The following is a 15780-nucleotide window of genomic DNA, read 5'->3' on the forward strand; positions in this document are numbered from 1 at the left end:
AAAGCTGTAGAGCACTAGCAAAAGATAGTTTAACGACCTTTTTCGCAACAAATAATAATATGTTCTAAAACAGAACGAACTTCTTCTCCACAATCTCCTATCTTTAATATATTGATTCATTTTTGATAGAGCTGTGGTGAAGAATATGAAAAGATTAGGCGAGCAATTAAAATACTTACGAAAACAGCAAAATTGGACGCAAGAAGAATTGGCCCAACGCCTCAATATATCACGCTCACAAATTAGCAAATGGGAAAACGGAGAGTTGTTACCGGATGTGCAATCGTTAGAAAAGCTAAGCAACCTCTATGGAGTCAGCATAGACTTTTTAATAGGAAGACAAACAAATAAAAAAGAGCTACTACGAGAAGTCAACCGCCTTTATCAAACCGACCGTATCGATGAAACGATGCTTGATATTATCGCTTATTTAAAACAAAATCCCGAAATGGAAAAAGCAATTTATTCACTAGTACAATTACCGACAAAAAAACGCAAACATATCGAAGCCATTATCGCTACACTAGTAAAAGAATTTTCGCGGGCCATTGAATAGCCTCCCCTCATGAGAGAAGAGCAATAGGCATCGTCACCTCACGTGTCTATTTGATAAATAATAAAAAATGCGCCAACGAATGTCTGTTGGCACAATGTAAGAGGGAATATTGAGGCTAGTTTCTCTATATAGGGGGAAAATTAGGAAAGGAAACATAGAGGAAGAATCAATGAGGGAGTTAATTATGAATGTCCGAGCCATTGCTGTGGTTGTCCACCCATAAATCGGACGGATTCAGCAACGACTTCGGTTACATAGACGCGTTGTCCATCTGACTTCTCGTAATTCCTTGTTTGAATTCGACCCATCACTCCAATAATCGAACCTTTCCGACAATAATTGGCTGTGTTTTCGGCGATTTTTCTCCAAAGCGTACAATGGACAAAATCGGTATCAATCACCCCTTCCGCATTGCGAAAATTGCGGCTTACCGCCAATGTGACGTTGGCTACCGCCGAACCATCGGCAGTATAGCGAAGTTCGGGGTCTTTTGTTAAACGCCCGACAAGAACAACGTGGTTGATCATTGTCAGTTGCATCTCTCCCTTCCTACCACCGTCTGCACCTTTATCATAATCAACAAACTATTTTTCGTAAAATTACGATTTTTTAATTTTCCCCATCAATGTTTTCACTATCTATAAGCATTTTTTGACAATAAAAGAGAAAATGTGACATAAAAATTCAATTTTTGTACCTCACTATAAAATTTTTGCCTATTTCCCCTTCACAAAGTGGATATGTTATAATTTTTCGTAAGACAACATTGACGAGGTGATGGGATGAAGACCTTTAAGCTTGTAGGGCTCTCCGTCGTTTACGATGATTTGCATCGAGAAGAGGTTTCGCTCATTGATGGGCTTGTTATTAATAAAGAAGACGGGAAAAATCACTGGTTAATTGAAACATATTTAGATAAAGAATACGAACATTTTTTTTCTGAGCTGCAAAAGGAAAAAGACGAATTCCGTCTCCAAGTCACGATTTCCAATAAAAGCAACGACCCCGCGAACATGATCGCTACCATACGTTCGATCACTTCGCTAAATGAACATATTAGCGTTCTGATGGATGGCCTGTTAATCCGCAATAAAACGGATTTAGCTGAAGTCGTGCTCGCCGGCCTCGTAGAAAAGGGTCTCCAAGGAGAAGCGCTTTTGCGAGAATTTAAGCATCAACTTCATGAACGGCGCGGTGTAAAAGAACCAACAAAAGCTGACTCAACAAAGGGCTGATTCTCTTCTATTCTAGCCCTTGATGAGTCAGCTTTTTTATCATGGCTCGTTACAGGTGAATGCTGTTACGTCCGTTTTTTCACGAACTGAGCAATAAGAACATACCGTTGTTTCGCATTCCCGATAAAATCAAACGGATAACAGGTCGTCACCGTTAAAGTGGGACGTGGCTTTTCCACGATGACGGTGCGGTCATTTTCATCGACAATCCGCACCTTTTTGACCCGGTATACAAATTCGCCTGTAGATGTTTTGACAATGAGTTCATCGTGAAGTCCGACTTGCCCTAACTGACGAAAAACGGTATCGCGATGTCCTGACAGCACAACATTATTCGGTTGGCCCGGCAATGCGCTTTTCGGATAATGGCCGACACCTTTTCGTAGCTCTTGTTCGTCCGTCCCATGATAAATCGGTAACGAAATGTGCAGCTTCGGAATGAGCAATGTTCCCATTTGCTCCCCGAGCTTAGGTGGTACAAGCGTTTCTTGTGCCCGGGTAAGCCGTTTGGATGATTGTTTGTCTGCTTCCTTTAATGGTGTAACGGCACGATATCCTTGCCAAAATGAATACCCGTTCCATAACATCACGGCAAGGCCAAGCATCATGAAAACAAACGCGCTATATCGCAACACAGTTTTCCAATGGCGACACGTCTGAGACATTCCCTCTCACTCCATTGCCTTTTCACGTGTTCTCCAATAAACAAAAGCACCCAGCAACATAAGAAGTAACCCAATAAGAGTATTTGTCACATAAGGCGAAGCGGTATTTGGCATTTTCTCTCCTTGCATTTTCTCTTTCATTTCTGCCGCCATTTCTCCGGCATGAACGAAGCTTTCTCCCGCATGAAGAATGTAATCGGACGTTAACATATTCTCTGATAATTGCAGATCGACTAATCGTTCACCTTGATTGTTGTATAGCTCTACAAGCAAATCTCGCCCGCCAAGCGTGTTCATCGCCATCAATTGTCGGGACGATACTTTTTGTTTTTGTCCATGTTTGACTAAATAAAACTTCGGTTGAATCTCGAGCGCCGACAATAAAGTTTCCCAAATGGATATCAATTCTTCTTGCTGCGCGTCTGTTAATTTCGTTGGATCATCGATATGAAGAAACGGTTCAAGGCGCGCATCCACTCCTTCTAATCGCTGAACAAGCGCTCTTTCATCAAGCGACATAATATGTTCAAATAACCGATTCACTTCCTGTTCTGTGAATCCAATGGATGCAAGCATATCATTAATTTCTTGCATTTCTTTGTCATGATGTAAGTAAAAATCAACAGCCGTATCTAAATCTTTAATAAATGTATAGTCTTGAACGGTTTCACCGAACTGTCCAAGCAACGCCTCTAGTTCTTCCTGTGTGAGGTTGTACCGCATAAGCAGTTCATTTAAGTTTTCTTCTGTAATCGGTGTTCCAAGCCGTTCTTTTAGCTTTTCTAATGTTGCAAAATCGTTGATCGTCATGTCGTAGTCGGCCAAGTAATGCTGTAAATCTTCTATCGTCCAGCCGAAACTGCTGACATATTGCTGGAGCTCTTTTTCATTAATTTGGGCAAATGCACGATCATCAACATTTATCGTATTCAAAAATAGGCAGATGACAGCAACGAAAAGAAGTTTTTTCATCGCAATTTCCTCCATTGTCAAAATTCATACAATGGTAGTATTTTCCGACTGTCATGTTCTTATGTATAAAAAATACATCCACTCTCTTTTTACAGAGAGTGGATGTGAGATGAAAAGTATGCTTCATACAATGCACGAACAGCTTCCTTGACAACTTCTTCTTTCACGCCAAACATCATGCTCACTTCGGAAGATCCTTGATTAATCATTTCAATATTAATGTTCGCTTCAGCAAATGCCGCTGTCGCTTTCGCCGCTACCCCGACGGTTCGCTCCATTCCTTCACCGACGACCATAACAAGGGCTAACCCGTGTTCAATGTGGACTTCATCTACTTGAAGCTCGGTTTGAATGCGGTCGAGAATGCGCTTCTCTTTTTCCCCTTCTAATTGGTTCGCTCGCAAAATAACAGACATATTATCAATTCCTGATGGGACATGTTCATAGGAAATCCCTTCGTCTTCTAAAATTTGCAGCAGTTTTCGCCCAAAGCCAATTTCTCTGTTCATTAAATATTTGCTAATGTTAATACTGCAAAAACCGACATCGCTAGCAATACCGGCAACCGGTTCATCGTTATGGTTTCTCTCTGCGACAATCCATGTTCCCGGTGCTGCTGGATTATTTGTATTTTTGACACATACAGGAATCCCAGCCTTATAGACAGGCTCTAACGCTTCATCATGAAACACGGAAAAGCCCGAATACGAGAGTTCCCGCATTTCCCGATATGTCAGTTCTTTCAACTGACGTGGATGATCTACAATGGCCGGGTTCACGCAGTAGATCGAGTCAACATCGGTAAAGTTTTCATAGACGTCTGCTCCTACTCCGGCGGCAACAATCGAACCGGTAATATCCGAACCGCCGCGCGGGAATGTCACGATATGACCGGTTAAGGAATAACCGAAAAATCCCGGGATTACTAACACCCCATGTCGTTTCCGTAAATCTTTTAGTTTTTCATATGACTCTGGTAAAATTTGCGCATTGCCCGGCTCATCGGTCACGAAAATTCCCGCTTCACGCGGGCTTACATAATGAGCCTCTAATCCTAAACTATAGAGATAAAACGCCATCAATCTAGCATTATGGTCTTCTCCGCTTGCCTTTATGGCATCCATAAGCCGATCAGGGGCGTCTCGGTATGTATCAATTTTTTGTTGCAAATCATCCGCGATGTGCGAAATGAGCGACGAAACAGACAGCTCAAGACCTCTCGCAATCTCTTCATAACGTTTTACGATTGCTTCTAGGACACTGTCATACGGTTCATCATGTATCGCGGCATCCGCTAGCTGAATTAATAAATCTGTGATTTTCACGTCGCCCTTATACCGTTTTCCCGGCGCAGAAACGACAATAATGCGGCGCTCCACATCAGAACATACGATATCAGCCACTTTTCGAAACTGCTCAGCGCTTGCCACAGAGCTTCCCCCGAATTTCGCTACTTTCATGGTCCATAACCCTTTCTCTTGAAAAATCATTTTATATCTTGTTATGATACCACACTTTTATCAAAGAGGAAGCAATTATTTTTTATGAATTCTGACAAATCCCAGCACTGTTACGATCGTCCAAGCCTGCTTCTATTGTTGAGCCACGTTTCCACTACGGACATTGGCGATGCCTTCTTTACATACCCCATACGGAAGCCATGAACAATTCGCACATAAATGCTCTAAATCATCGGGACGAACTTTACGCGCTGTTAATTGCACAAGCTCCGATTTTAAATACACCCCATTTTCTTCAATTCCAAGGTGTTCAATCACTCTTCGATCCATGGATGTCACATGTTCATTCGAATTTGGATCGGCTTGACATGTCGATTCGCCGTGGTGCGGGCATGTAAAACAGGCATCATCAAGCGCCACCACCACTTGAATCGGGAAATCTTTTTCTTCGTTGCGGATATCTTTAACAATCTCCCACATTTTTTCTACAAATGACGGACTGTAGCCCATTCCCCGAAACCCATGTACACACAATAAATGATGTCCCCTTAACCGCAATGGTTTCACTCTTTTTCTCTCCTCTTCCTTTTATACATTTCAAGAAAAACGCAATAAGCAGTTAATTCACAAGAAAAGCCGAAATATTTAGCGATTATTTATTTCCATCTTAACGGATGAGTGTTCATTCCTACAACTGTAAAAAATGGGATAAGAGACTATACCTTGTATCTTGCCGTTGACTTATGGCGACTAAAAATGGCATTCTAAATGTAACATGGCATACGAATTCGAGAAAGAAAGGGACTAAACACAATGAAAATCACAAAAGAAGAGGTTGCACAAGTATTATCTGTTTTGCTTGACCAGCTTACTAGCCAGTGGACAAAAGAAAAAGTCCATTCCGACGTCACAGAAGTCATTATGAAAATGCGCGTTCAGGCAGAACATGACGATGAATATCTCCAACTATTGCTAGCAAACATCGCATTTGCAACCGAATCAACCTATGCGCTCCAACAAGTGTTAGACGTGATTTTAACAAAAAAGTCCTTTCCTTCTGCGGCGGCAGTCGAAGCAATGATGAAGGAAGCACAAACGCGCATTCATGAACGACTTGCAGAAATCACCGAGCAATACAATACGCATTTTGCTCAAATCAGCGATGAAACTGAACGTAAACAGCAACTTGAGCGCTCCTATTGCGCCATTCTTGTCGCCAATCGTATTAAAACTGATTTTATTCTTAGTTTTATTCATAAAAGTAACCAAGAGATGATGAAAGGATTTTTCGCCGCGGATCCGCGCGATGTACTTGAAGCATTTCATCACTTAACAGGTGTCTATGCTAGCATGTTGTTAGATGGGCTTGATCTTGAGTATTAACGAGAAAATGGAGATAGTCTGCCTATCCCCATTTTGCGTAATCACAGAAAATGCTCTACGATTCCTTTAAAAAACTCTGACTGCAATTACTTTTTTCATTCTTTCAAGTTCGCTTCTACTTGCACGTTTTTATAGGGCAACATCAAAAACCGATAGCATATATAACCAAAGCGATGAGTATAATAAATTCGCGGGCATAGATTAATAGTTTTATTTTGACAAAAACATCATACCATGTTAATATCAGAATTGTGAGAAATTTTTCACAAAATAACTGTATGCGTTTACAAACAAGCGCATACGAATGAAAACAAAGGGGGAATTGGAATGATTTATGCTCAGCCTGGACAGCCTGGCTCACTTGTCACTTTCAAAAAACGTTATGAAAATTTCATTGGCGGCAAATGGGTCCCACCGGTTGATGGAGAGTATTTCGAAAACATTTCTCCTGTGACGGGGCAGGTTTACTGCGAAGTACCGCGCTCCAAAGCGGCTGACATCGAACTTGCGTTAGACGCAGCTCATGCAGCAAAAGATGCTTGGGGACGCACTTCCGCAGCAGAACGGGCCCGCATTTTAAACAAAATTGCCGACCGCATGGAAGAAAACTTGGAAATGCTAGCAGTCGCAGAAACATGGGAAAACGGGAAACCGGTTCGTGAGACACTAGCTGCTGACATTCCGCTCGCGATCGATCATTTCCGCTATTTCGCCGGTTGCATTCGCGCTGAAGAAGGCACTTTAGCAGAAATCGATCATGATACCGTTGCTTACCACTTTAAAGAGCCACTCGGTGTTGTCGGACAAATTATTCCTTGGAACTTCCCGATTTTAATGGCGGCATGGAAACTCGCTCCAGCGTTAGCGGCTGGAAACTGTGTCGTCTTAAAACCTGCAGAACAAACACCAACATCAATCCTTGTTTTAATAGAATTAATTCAAGACCTCGTTCCTCCTGGTGTCATCAATATTGTTAATGGATTTGGCCTCGAAGCCGGAAAACCGCTTGCTTCAAACAGTCGCATCTCTAAAATTGCTTTCACTGGCGAAACAACTACAGGACGATTAATTATGCAATACGCATCTCAAAACATTATTCCAGTTACATTAGAGCTTGGCGGAAAATCACCAAACATTTTCTTCGAAGACGTGGCGGAAAAAGATGATGAATTTTTTGATAAAGCCCTTGAAGGTTTTACAATGTTCGCTTTAAACCAAGGTGAAGTATGTACATGCCCTTCCCGTGCCCTCATTCAAGAATCGATCTACGAAAAATTTATAGAACGGGCGTTAGAGCGCGTGAAACAAATTAAACAAGGCAATCCATTAGATACGGAAACGATGATTGGCGCACAAGCTTCCTCTGAACAATTGGAAAAAATTTTATCTTACATTGATATCGGTAAACAAGAAGGAGCAGAACTACTCATCGGCGGCGAGCGCAATTTCCTCGAAGGAGACTTAAACGGCGGCTATTATGTAAAACCGACAGTATTTAAAGGTCATAATAAAATGCGTATTTTCCAAGAGGAAATTTTCGGGCCAGTCGTTTCTGTCACAACGTTTAAAGACAAAGATGAGGCGTTAGCGATCGCTAATGAAACATTATATGGATTAGGCGCTGGTGTATGGACGCGCGATATTAATACCGCTTACCGCTTCGGTCGCGGCATTCAAGCGGGACGCGTCTGGACAAACTGCTATCATGCGTATCCTGCCCATGCGGCATTCGGCGGTTATAAACTGTCCGGAATCGGTCGCGAAACACATAAAATGATGCTTGAACATTACCAGCAAACGAAGAACTTGCTTGTTAGCTATTCTCCAAAAAAACTCGGCTTCTTTTAATCCATAAATTCACAGGCAGCGAGCGAAAAAGCACGCTGCCTGTTTTATAAAGGGGGAATTGCTTTGAGCGAACAAAAGAAAGTCATTGCGACCGAAGCCGCGTTACAGTTGATAGAAAAATTGAAAGCCAAATACGGGCCGCTAATGTTTCACCAATCCGGCGGTTGTTGTGATGGAAGCTCACCCATGTGCTATCCACAAGGGGATTTAATCATCGGTGACTCCGATGTGCTCCTTGGAGAAATTGGCGGCTGCCCATTTTATATCGCAGCGGCCCAATACGAGTATTGGAAACATACACAACTTATTATTGATGTTGTTCCCGGCCGCGGCGGGATGTTCTCGCTGGAAGGGCCAGAGGGAGTCCGTTTCCTTACCCGGTCAAAAGTATTTGAGTAATCGAAAGGGGTTCACGTTCCGTATGGAAGTGAACCCCTTTTATACTCCCCCGTTTAACTTGCCGCTTTCTCCGCACGCCGTTGATCGGTAAGCTTGATTTTCCGCAGTGCAAACACGAACACGACACCGCAGATCACAAACACAAGCCCAACCATAAAGACCGAATGAAGAGAGTCAACGAGCGAATGTTTTAAAATCGGAATAAGCATCTCCTTAAATTGTGGCGGCATTTTTGCTAATGCTTCAGGGCTAAGCAAAGCAGAATATAATCCTTGTGGATCATCGTGAATCATATGAGCAAACTGATTGGCCATTCCTTTTGCTTGTGCTGGGAGCGATTGTAACACCGGCATTAAACGATCCTCTAGTAAATTACTTGATCGATGGTTCATAACTGCCCCTAAAATCGTCATCCCGAACGTTCCGCCAATGGAACGGAAAAATTGGCTTGAAGAAGTGACAACACCGAGTTCAGACTTCGGAAAACTTTCTTGTAGCGCTAACGTAAGAATCGGCATAACTAAACCGACTCCGAGACCTAGAACAATCATGTAGAATGTTGCCGTCCATTTCGTCGTTTCCATATCCATCGTTCCTAATAAACCGAACCCAAGCGCCATAATCAACATGCCGATAATCAATTGCGACTTAACACCTATCTTATAAACGATTCGTCCGCCAATGATGCTGCCAATGATCATCGTAATCATCATCGGTGTCATAATCGTTCCGGATTGCGTCGCACTCACGCCGACGACCCCTTGCATAAATAACGGAACAAACATAATAGCACCAAACATGCCAATACTCATTAAAAAGCCAATGCCGTTTAACACCGTAAACGTTCGATTTTTGAAGAAATGAACTGGTAATATCGGTTCTTCTGCCTTTGATTCAACCCAAGCGAAGAGTGCTAAGAATAAGATAGCGACAGCGAACAAGCTAATGATTTGCCATGACGTCCAAGCGTACTTATCGCCGCCAAACGTAAGGGCTAAAAGCAAGCTGACCACACCAACCACCATGGTGAACATTCCAGCTATATCAAATTTAACAGGGCCTTTCGCCTGATGCTTACTTAATCCCATCGCAATAAAAATCGTCGCTAAAATTCCAACAGGAAGGTTAATGTAAAATACCCATTTCCAATTTAAATGGTCGACAATCCATCCACCAATTTGTGGACCTAACACAGAAGCAAGACCGTAAAGCCCTCCAAAAACCCCTTGCCACTTGGCGCGCTCTTTTCCGGTAAACAAATCACCGATAATAATCATCGCCATCGGCATCATAATGCCTCCGCCAATGCCTTGCAGACCGCGGTAGATAATGAGCTCCGTCATATTATTCGCCATTCCGCAAAGAGCAGAACCAATCATAAAAATGACTAAGCCGGAAACATAAACGACTTTTCTCCCTAATAAATCTGCCAACTTCCCGGCAATCGGCACAACTGTTGTCGATGTTAACATGTAAGCCGTCGTCAACCATGTCATCAAACTTAATCCGCCCAGCTCGCCAACGATCCGTGGCATAGCGGTTCCAACAATCGTCCCATCTAAAGCGCCAAATAACATGGCAATAATTAATCCGGTAATTAAAATGTTGCGATGTTTAATCATACTTGGTTGCATTTCCAACGCATTTACTTCTGTCATCTTCTCGTCTCCTATCTATCATTTGTGATTTGTGATATACTCATGAACAATCTCTGTTAATGAAGCCAAATCGTTCGATAACGGTTGTATTTTTTGGCTTTCGATATATAACAATATTCCTTTCACGACATATTCCCTTGGAGCTGATTGTTCGTTTGTCAGTTCCGCTTCTAACGTGTCTAAAGCGGAGTGAAGCTGATGGTGAGTTTTTTTGTCCAACGAAATCGATGATAATGTTTCCTTTAGACGCGCAATGTGAGCGACGATTTGTTTTTTTCGTTCACGCCGTTCCCGCTCTTCGATTTCAGTAAAATAACAGATCATTTCTTTTTTTAAAAGCGGCGATTCATGCGGCTCAAAACTATCCACAATCGCATCGAGCCGACGCACAATAAAACGAGCGATTTCCTCGGAACGTAATTGTAACATATTTGGATTGAACAAAATATAAAATATATATTCTCGAATCATTCCGATTAGCATCGTCACTACATCAAACACATAGTGCTCCACTTTTTCACCGTATACTTCTATTAGTCGTTGACAATACCAATTAAATATTCGAACGCGTTGCTTGAATAAATATTGATGAATGTCATGGCTAATTTTCGGAAGTTGCTCCGCCATCATCATTTGCACAAATTCTTTATGTTTATGCGAATGCATACCCTCAAATTGAAGCGTAATTTGCTTCACTAACATTTCTTTTTCGGACTCATTCTCTTGCTTGACATTCATAAATGCAGAATGCAGCATTTCAAAATGATGCTTCACAATAGAAAGCATTAAATCTTCTTTCGATGAAAAATGATGGTAAAAAGCCCCTTTCGAAATGCCCCACGCCTCGACAATGTCTTGAATCGATGTGGAATGATAGCCTTTTTCTGCAAATAACTTCATTGCCGTTTCGATAAATTGGGTTCTGCGCTCATTCGCCATCCCTTCCATCTCCTATACTGATGAAACTTCCTGAGCAGACAGTTCTATTTTTGTGGATGAACGTTTGTATACCGAGAGCTCCGCACGTGGCTTTGCAATTTCCGCATGCACTCCGCACTTTCGCAATTCCTCAATCAATCGTTCATAATGCTTTTGTTTTGTACGCTTCCCCATTGGCACGCACTCCTATTCATCCGATAAACGGAATTTTATGACCGGTTGGTCAAAACTATTATAAACTCACGTTCAATTTTTATCAACATTTTTATAAACAAATTTATGAATGATGTTCAAAAAACATACTGACCAATTAGTCAAAGCGTTTTCATAAAAAACGACCACTTCCGTTACGTGTCATTACGCAACGAATGGTCGTAATTTCGTTTCCTACTGCTTATCAAGCGCCTGTATTGCTAATGCAAGCGCTCCGCAAATGCCAGCGTTATCCCCTAATCCCGGCGAGACGATATACTCATCTATATGCTGCAAAATCGTTTCATGTTGCACATATCCATGGAGAAAGTCGATGACATGGCGGCGAATGTTCGGCAATAACTGTTCCTGCTTCATAACACCACCGCCAATAATAATTTTTTCTGGTGATAGAATGAGGATATAGTTGGCGATGGATTGGGCTAAATAAAACGCTTCCAACTCCCATACTTCGGTGCGGTCGGCTAATTCTGCTCCCTTTTTCCCCCAACGCTTTTCAATAGCGGGACCGGACGCCATTCCTTCTAAACAATCACCATGGAATGGACAGTTCCCAGGAAATGGATCATCTGGGTGGCGACGAATAAGAATATGCCCCATCTCCGGATGCGTCAGGCCGTGTAAAAGCTGATTTTCGACAATCGCACCAACACCAATTCCCGTTCCAACGGTGATATAAATGCAGCTATCTAACCCTTGAGCCGCTCCCCATAAATGTTCACCGAGGGCCGCCGCATTGACATCGGTATCAAATCCGATCGGAACGTTGAGATGCCGTTTCATCTCGCCAACGAAATTAAAATTCGCCCACTTTTGTTTCGGCGTACTTGTAATATAGCCATATGTCGCACTGTTTCGGTTCAAATCAACCGGTCCAAATGAACCGATTCCAAGCGCCGATAAATCATACTGCCGAAAAAAGTCAATGACATGACGCATCGTTTCCTCTGGCGTCGTTGTCGGGAACGTCACCCGTTCACGTACGTTTCCGTTACGGTCGCCAACGGCGCAAACAAATTTCGTGCCGCCTGCTTCAATCGCTCCAAGATACACGTTCTTCGCCCCGCTTCCTTCATTTTCTACGTTCATTATTTTAACATATATTGGTATATTAGCCTTTAACCGATCCGGCTAATAAGCCGCGAACGAAGTATTTACCGAGAAAAATATAGACGAGCAACGTCGGCAATGCCGCTAAAAGAGCTCCTGCCATTTGCACGTTCCATTGCACAATTTGGCTTCCCGACAAATTTTGCAATGCCACCATAATCGGCTGCTGGGCGGAAGTCGTAATCGTTACCGCAAATAAAAACTCATTCCATATGTTCGTAAATTGCCAAATGGCCACAACAACAAATCCAGTTAAAGAAAGCGGAATCATAATATAGCGGAAAATGCGTAGAAATCCTGCCCCGTCAATTTTGGCAGATTCAATCATTTCATCAGGAATCGCTGCATAGAAATTGCGAAACATTAACGTCGTAATCGGGATTCCGTACACGACATGCACGAATACAAGACCCGAAATCGTGTTATATAGGCCAATCTCCCGCAAAAATTGAATCAAGGGAATTAAAATACTTTGGTATGGAATAAACATTCCGAACAAAATTAACGTGAAAATCGTGTCTGCCCCTTTAAACCTCCATTTCGACAGAACATAGCCATTTAACGACCCAAGCAACGCCGATAAAAGCGTCGCCGGCACAACTAAATAAAGCGAGTTGAGAAAGTTTGGTGCAAGCTTCGCAAAGGCGGTCGTGTAGCTGCTGAAATCAAACGTCGTCGGAAGCTTCCACATATCCGCTAATGTCACTTCATCCAGCGGTTTTACACTCGTCACAAGCATGACGTATACCGGCATCAGGAAAAATAAACTGGCAATGATACAAATGACATAAAGCACCGCCTGTGACATCGTTCTTTTTTTCATCACGACTCACCCTTTCGACTCGAAATCAAGTACGGAACGATAAAAAGCGCAACAGAAAGAAGCATAATGATCGCAATTGCTGCTCCGTTTGCATAGTAGTTACCGCGGAACGTTGTTTCAAACATATACACCCCAGGTACATCCGTTACAAAATTCGCGCCCGGTCCTGTCATCGCATAAATGAGATCAAAAATTTTCAATGAAATATGAGCCATAATAATGATGACACTCACCGTGATCGGCCGCAGGAGCGGAATAATAATTTTTCGATAAATTTGAAACTCCGTTGCTCCGTCCATGCGAGCAGCTTCTCTCACTTCATCAGGGATTGCGCGCAGCCCTGCTAAATACATCGCTACCGCAAAACCGGTCATTTGCCATACGGCTGCAATGACAACGGCAATCATCGCGACCGGCACACCGAACTCGATTTTTCCCCAATGGAGACTGGCCAAAATATTCGTATCTGTATACCATTTCGATTCGAATCCGATTTTCTTTAAAAATAAGTTTATGCCTGTTGACGGGTTTAAGAGCCACTGCCAAACAACCCCAGTGACAACAAAAGATAATGCCATCGGGAAAAAGAAAATGTTGCGGAAAATCGATTCGCCGCGCAATTTTTGATCAAGCAAAATCGCTAAAAACTGACCGAGTATAATGACAACACTGATAAACAGGATGGTAAACACAAGAGTATTGCGCAAATCGGCTTGAAAGCGAAAATCGCTGAATAAATACGCATAGTTTTTCAATCCAGCAAACGAAAAATCAGGCACAAGCGAATTCCAGCTGCTTAGCGATACATAACCAGTCCAACCGATAAACCCGTATACGAAAATAAATATAAGTACAATGGATGGCAATAAAAATGAAAAAGCAAACCAATGATCAGCTGTCAACTTCCGCTTTTTTCGCGTTGCCGGTACAACTGTAGCTTTCGTTTCCGCCGTTACTTTCACCGTTTCCATAAAATCAATCCCCCTATTGTAAAACGAAAAGGGGAAGAGAATGGCTCCCGTCCCCCCTTTCCGTTTCTTACTTCTTTAACTCTGCTGAAGCAGATACAAGCGTATCAATAAACGATTTGACATCTTTTTGCGTGACGAAAATGTTCACCGCTTGGTTCACTTTTGTGACGAAGCCTTCTGGAGCAGCAGAGCCATGTGCTAAACTTGGCGCGAGTTTTGCCGTTTTAAAGTCTTCAATCGTTGCTTTTCCGTATTCGTCATATTTGGACACGTCTGCATCGATGCGGGCTGGAATGGACCCTTTCAGTGGGTTAAATGCATCTTGTCCTTCAACAGAACCGAGCACCGCTAAGAATTTTTTTACATCATCCGGATTTTTTACACCTTTTGGCAATCCAAATGTATCAGTGATAACCATAAATTGTCCGTCCGTATTCGGCGTTGGAACATAGCCGAAATCTTCATTGACTTTCAATTTTAAGTCATTCACAAAGTATCCTTTTACCCAGTCCCCCATAATGTTCATCGCCGCTTCACCTTTGGCGACCAATTGCGCCGCATCTTGCCAGTTGCGGGAGCTATGATCTTCATTGATATAATTCAACATTTTCTTAAATGTATTGACAGCCTCTTTTACTTTTGCATCGTCAAAAGACAGTTCTCCTGTCCAGAGCTTTTTATAGTCATCTACCCCTAACGTCCCTAACAGAACAGTTTCAAATATATGCGTAGCTGCCCATGGTTCTTTATCGCCTAATGCAAGCGGTGTAATTCCTTTTGCTTTTAATTTGTCAGCAACTTGGAAAAATTCATCAAATGTTTTTGGTGGCTGAAGACCGTTTTCGTCAAAGATTTTTTTGTTATACCAAAGCACATTGCCGCGATGAATATTCACTGGTACAGAATAAATTTTGCCGTCTTTGCTGACCATGTCGATGAGTGATTTTGGAAATTTATCCATCCATCCTTCTTTTTCGTATAAATCATTGAGCGGCTCCATTTTTCCAGCAGCAACCCAACCTGCATTCAATTCCGCACCGCCATGGACTTGGAATGTCGCAGGAGGATCGTTTCCTTGCATGCGGCTAGCCAGCACGGCTTTTGCATTCGTACCGGCACCACCCGCTACGGCTGCGTTCTCAACCGGAATGTCTGGATATTTTTCTTGGAACAACTTAATGAGCGCTTTTAATCCGTCTTCTTCGCCGGCTCCGGTCCACCAGCTAAAAATCTCTAGCTTTTCTTTTCCTTTTTCTCCTCCGCTTCCGCTTGTATTCTTCGAAGCGGAATCAGAATTACAGCCGGTAAGCGCTAAGCTGAAGGCAAGTGCTAATGACAACCATAACCCCTTTTTCTTCACACCATCTTCCCCCTTCTCCCTGTTTTGAAAACCCTTTCATATACACTGTAGCATGTTTCTTTTTCTCTCGTGCCGCCAACTTCCTTCACTTTTTTGCGATATTCTTCACTTTTTTGCCAAGAAAAGCGGAGGCACACGCCTAACGCCGAAGGAAAATGTTCTTCCGACGAGAAATGCCTGGGAAGGTT

At 42.6% G+C, this 15780-nt stretch carries 17 protein-coding genes; 5 read left to right on the forward strand and 12 right to left on the reverse strand.

What is annotated here, in order from left to right; all coding sequences use genetic code 11:
* The first annotated feature begins 145 nt into the window (after positions 1-145).
* Positions 146-556: a helix-turn-helix domain-containing protein gene (locus ISX45_RS14570; RefSeq protein ID WP_181555445.1), complete on the forward strand. Its 411-nt coding sequence runs from the start codon at positions 146-148 to the stop codon at positions 554-556.
* A gap of 182 nt (positions 557-738) precedes the next feature.
* Here the strand turns inward: ISX45_RS14570 and ssb are convergent, their stop codons facing one another.
* Entirely contained in the window at positions 739-1083 is a 345-nt protein-coding gene (gene ssb, locus ISX45_RS14575; RefSeq protein ID WP_181555541.1) for a single-stranded DNA-binding protein, read from the reverse strand.
* A 255-nt stretch (positions 1084-1338) separates the two neighbouring features.
* Here ssb and ISX45_RS14580 point away from each other — a divergent pair, with 255 nt between their 5' ends.
* Complete coding sequence (locus tag ISX45_RS14580; protein ID WP_181555444.1) at positions 1339-1791, forward strand: YwpF-like family protein; 453 nt, start codon at positions 1339-1341, stop codon at positions 1789-1791.
* A gap of 65 nt (positions 1792-1856) precedes the next feature.
* Here the strand turns inward: ISX45_RS14580 and ISX45_RS14585 are convergent, their stop codons facing one another.
* The 4 genes from ISX45_RS14585 to ISX45_RS14600 all read right to left on the reverse strand — a co-directional run bounded on the left by ISX45_RS14585 (position 1857) and on the right by ISX45_RS14600 (position 5455).
* Complete coding sequence (locus ISX45_RS14585; RefSeq protein WP_407649647.1) at positions 1857-2456, reverse strand: class D sortase; 600 nt, start codon at positions 2454-2456, stop codon at positions 1857-1859.
* 6 nt (positions 2457-2462) lie between these two features.
* Positions 2463-3428: a processed acidic surface protein gene (locus tag ISX45_RS14590; protein ID WP_194519318.1), complete on the reverse strand. Its 966-nt coding sequence runs from the start codon at positions 3426-3428 to the stop codon at positions 2463-2465.
* 89 nt (positions 3429-3517) lie between these two features.
* Positions 3518-4888 (reverse strand): aspartate kinase, encoded by a 1371-nt coding sequence (locus ISX45_RS14595; RefSeq protein WP_181555442.1) that lies wholly within the window; start codon positions 4886-4888, stop codon positions 3518-3520.
* Between the two features lie 132 nt (positions 4889-5020).
* On the reverse strand, positions 5021-5455 hold the full coding sequence (locus tag ISX45_RS14600) for a DUF1284 domain-containing protein (protein WP_181555441.1): 435 nt from the start codon (positions 5453-5455) through the stop codon (positions 5021-5023).
* A gap of 246 nt (positions 5456-5701) precedes the next feature.
* On the opposite strand from ISX45_RS14600, the gene ISX45_RS14605 reads away from it, so the two are divergent.
* The 3 genes from ISX45_RS14605 to ISX45_RS14615 all read left to right on the forward strand — a co-directional run bounded on the left by ISX45_RS14605 (position 5702) and on the right by ISX45_RS14615 (position 8518).
* Positions 5702-6271, forward strand: coding sequence for a hypothetical protein (locus ISX45_RS14605; RefSeq protein WP_181555440.1), 570 nt, complete (start codon positions 5702-5704; stop codon positions 6269-6271).
* Positions 6272-6598: 327 nt separating this feature from the next.
* Entirely contained in the window at positions 6599-8119 is a 1521-nt protein-coding gene (gene adh, locus ISX45_RS14610) for an aldehyde dehydrogenase (RefSeq protein ID WP_181555439.1), read from the forward strand.
* 63 nt (positions 8120-8182) lie between these two features.
* Positions 8183-8518, forward strand: coding sequence for a DUF779 domain-containing protein (locus ISX45_RS14615; protein WP_181555438.1), 336 nt, complete (start codon positions 8183-8185; stop codon positions 8516-8518).
* 53 nt (positions 8519-8571) lie between these two features.
* Here the strand turns inward: ISX45_RS14615 and ISX45_RS14620 are convergent, their stop codons facing one another.
* The 7 genes from ISX45_RS14620 to ISX45_RS14650 form a co-directional block, all read right to left on the reverse strand.
* Entirely contained in the window at positions 8572-10176 is a 1605-nt protein-coding gene (locus tag ISX45_RS14620; RefSeq protein WP_306465180.1) for an MDR family MFS transporter, read from the reverse strand.
* A gap of 18 nt (positions 10177-10194) precedes the next feature.
* The gene (locus ISX45_RS14625) at positions 10195-11115 is read right to left on the reverse strand and encodes a TetR/AcrR family transcriptional regulator (RefSeq protein WP_194519319.1); all 921 of its coding nucleotides are present in this window, start codon (positions 11113-11115) and stop codon (positions 10195-10197) included.
* 12 nt (positions 11116-11127) lie between these two features.
* A complete protein-coding gene (locus tag ISX45_RS14630; protein ID WP_181555436.1) occupies positions 11128-11289 on the reverse strand; it encodes a hypothetical protein in 162 nt (53 codons plus the stop codon).
* A 213-nt stretch (positions 11290-11502) separates the two neighbouring features.
* Positions 11503-12381: an ROK family protein gene (locus ISX45_RS14635; protein WP_323744676.1), complete on the reverse strand. Its 879-nt coding sequence runs from the start codon at positions 12379-12381 to the stop codon at positions 11503-11505.
* Between the two features lie 58 nt (positions 12382-12439).
* Positions 12440-13261, reverse strand: coding sequence for a carbohydrate ABC transporter permease (locus ISX45_RS14640; RefSeq protein WP_181555434.1), 822 nt, complete (start codon positions 13259-13261; stop codon positions 12440-12442).
* Positions 13261-14232, reverse strand: a complete 972-nt coding sequence (locus ISX45_RS14645; RefSeq protein ID WP_181555433.1) for a carbohydrate ABC transporter permease — start codon at positions 14230-14232, stop codon at positions 13261-13263. Before ISX45_RS14645 ends, ISX45_RS14640 begins: the two co-directional genes overlap by 1 nt.
* Before the next feature lie 67 nt (positions 14233-14299).
* Positions 14300-15592 (reverse strand): ABC transporter substrate-binding protein, encoded by a 1293-nt coding sequence (locus tag ISX45_RS14650; protein WP_194519321.1) that lies wholly within the window; start codon positions 15590-15592, stop codon positions 14300-14302.
* Between the last annotated feature and the right edge of the window lie 188 nt (positions 15593-15780).

The sequence above is a fragment of the Thermaerobacillus caldiproteolyticus genome (genome assembly GCF_015326725.1).
GTDB classification, from domain to species: Bacteria; Bacillota; Bacilli; order Bacillales; family Anoxybacillaceae; genus Thermaerobacillus; species Thermaerobacillus caldiproteolyticus.

Coding starts and splice junctions, on each gene's coding strand:
- ISX45_RS14570 (WP_181555445.1), top strand. CDS start 146: ATGAAAAGATTAGGCGAGCAATTAAAATACTTACGAAAACAGCAAAAT.
- ssb (WP_181555541.1), bottom strand. CDS start 1,083: ATGATCAACCACGTTGTTCTTGTCGGGCGTTTAACAAAAGACCCCGAA.
- ISX45_RS14580 (WP_181555444.1), top strand. CDS start 1,339: ATGAAGACCTTTAAGCTTGTAGGGCTCTCCGTCGTTTACGATGATTTG.
- ISX45_RS14585 (WP_407649647.1), bottom strand. CDS start 2,456: ATGTCTCAGACGTGTCGCCATTGGAAAACTGTGTTGCGATATAGCGCG.
- ISX45_RS14590 (WP_194519318.1), bottom strand. CDS start 3,428: ATGAAAAAACTTCTTTTCGTTGCTGTCATCTGCCTATTTTTGAATACG.
- ISX45_RS14595 (WP_181555442.1), bottom strand. CDS start 4,888: ATGAAAGTAGCGAAATTCGGGGGAAGCTCTGTGGCAAGCGCTGAGCAG.
- ISX45_RS14605 (WP_181555440.1), top strand. CDS start 5,702: ATGAAAATCACAAAAGAAGAGGTTGCACAAGTATTATCTGTTTTGCTT.
- adh (WP_181555439.1), top strand. CDS start 6,599: ATGATTTATGCTCAGCCTGGACAGCCTGGCTCACTTGTCACTTTCAAA.
- ISX45_RS14620 (WP_306465180.1), bottom strand. CDS start 10,176: ATGACAGAAGTAAATGCGTTGGAAATGCAACCAAGTATGATTAAACAT.
- ISX45_RS14625 (WP_194519319.1), bottom strand. CDS start 11,115: ATGGCGAATGAGCGCAGAACCCAATTTATCGAAACGGCAATGAAGTTA.
- ISX45_RS14630 (WP_181555436.1), bottom strand. CDS start 11,289: ATGGGGAAGCGTACAAAACAAAAGCATTATGAACGATTGATTGAGGAA.
- ISX45_RS14640 (WP_181555434.1), bottom strand. CDS start 13,261: ATGAAAAAAAGAACGATGTCACAGGCGGTGCTTTATGTCATTTGTATC.
- ISX45_RS14645 (WP_181555433.1), bottom strand. CDS start 14,232: ATGGAAACGGTGAAAGTAACGGCGGAAACGAAAGCTACAGTTGTACCG.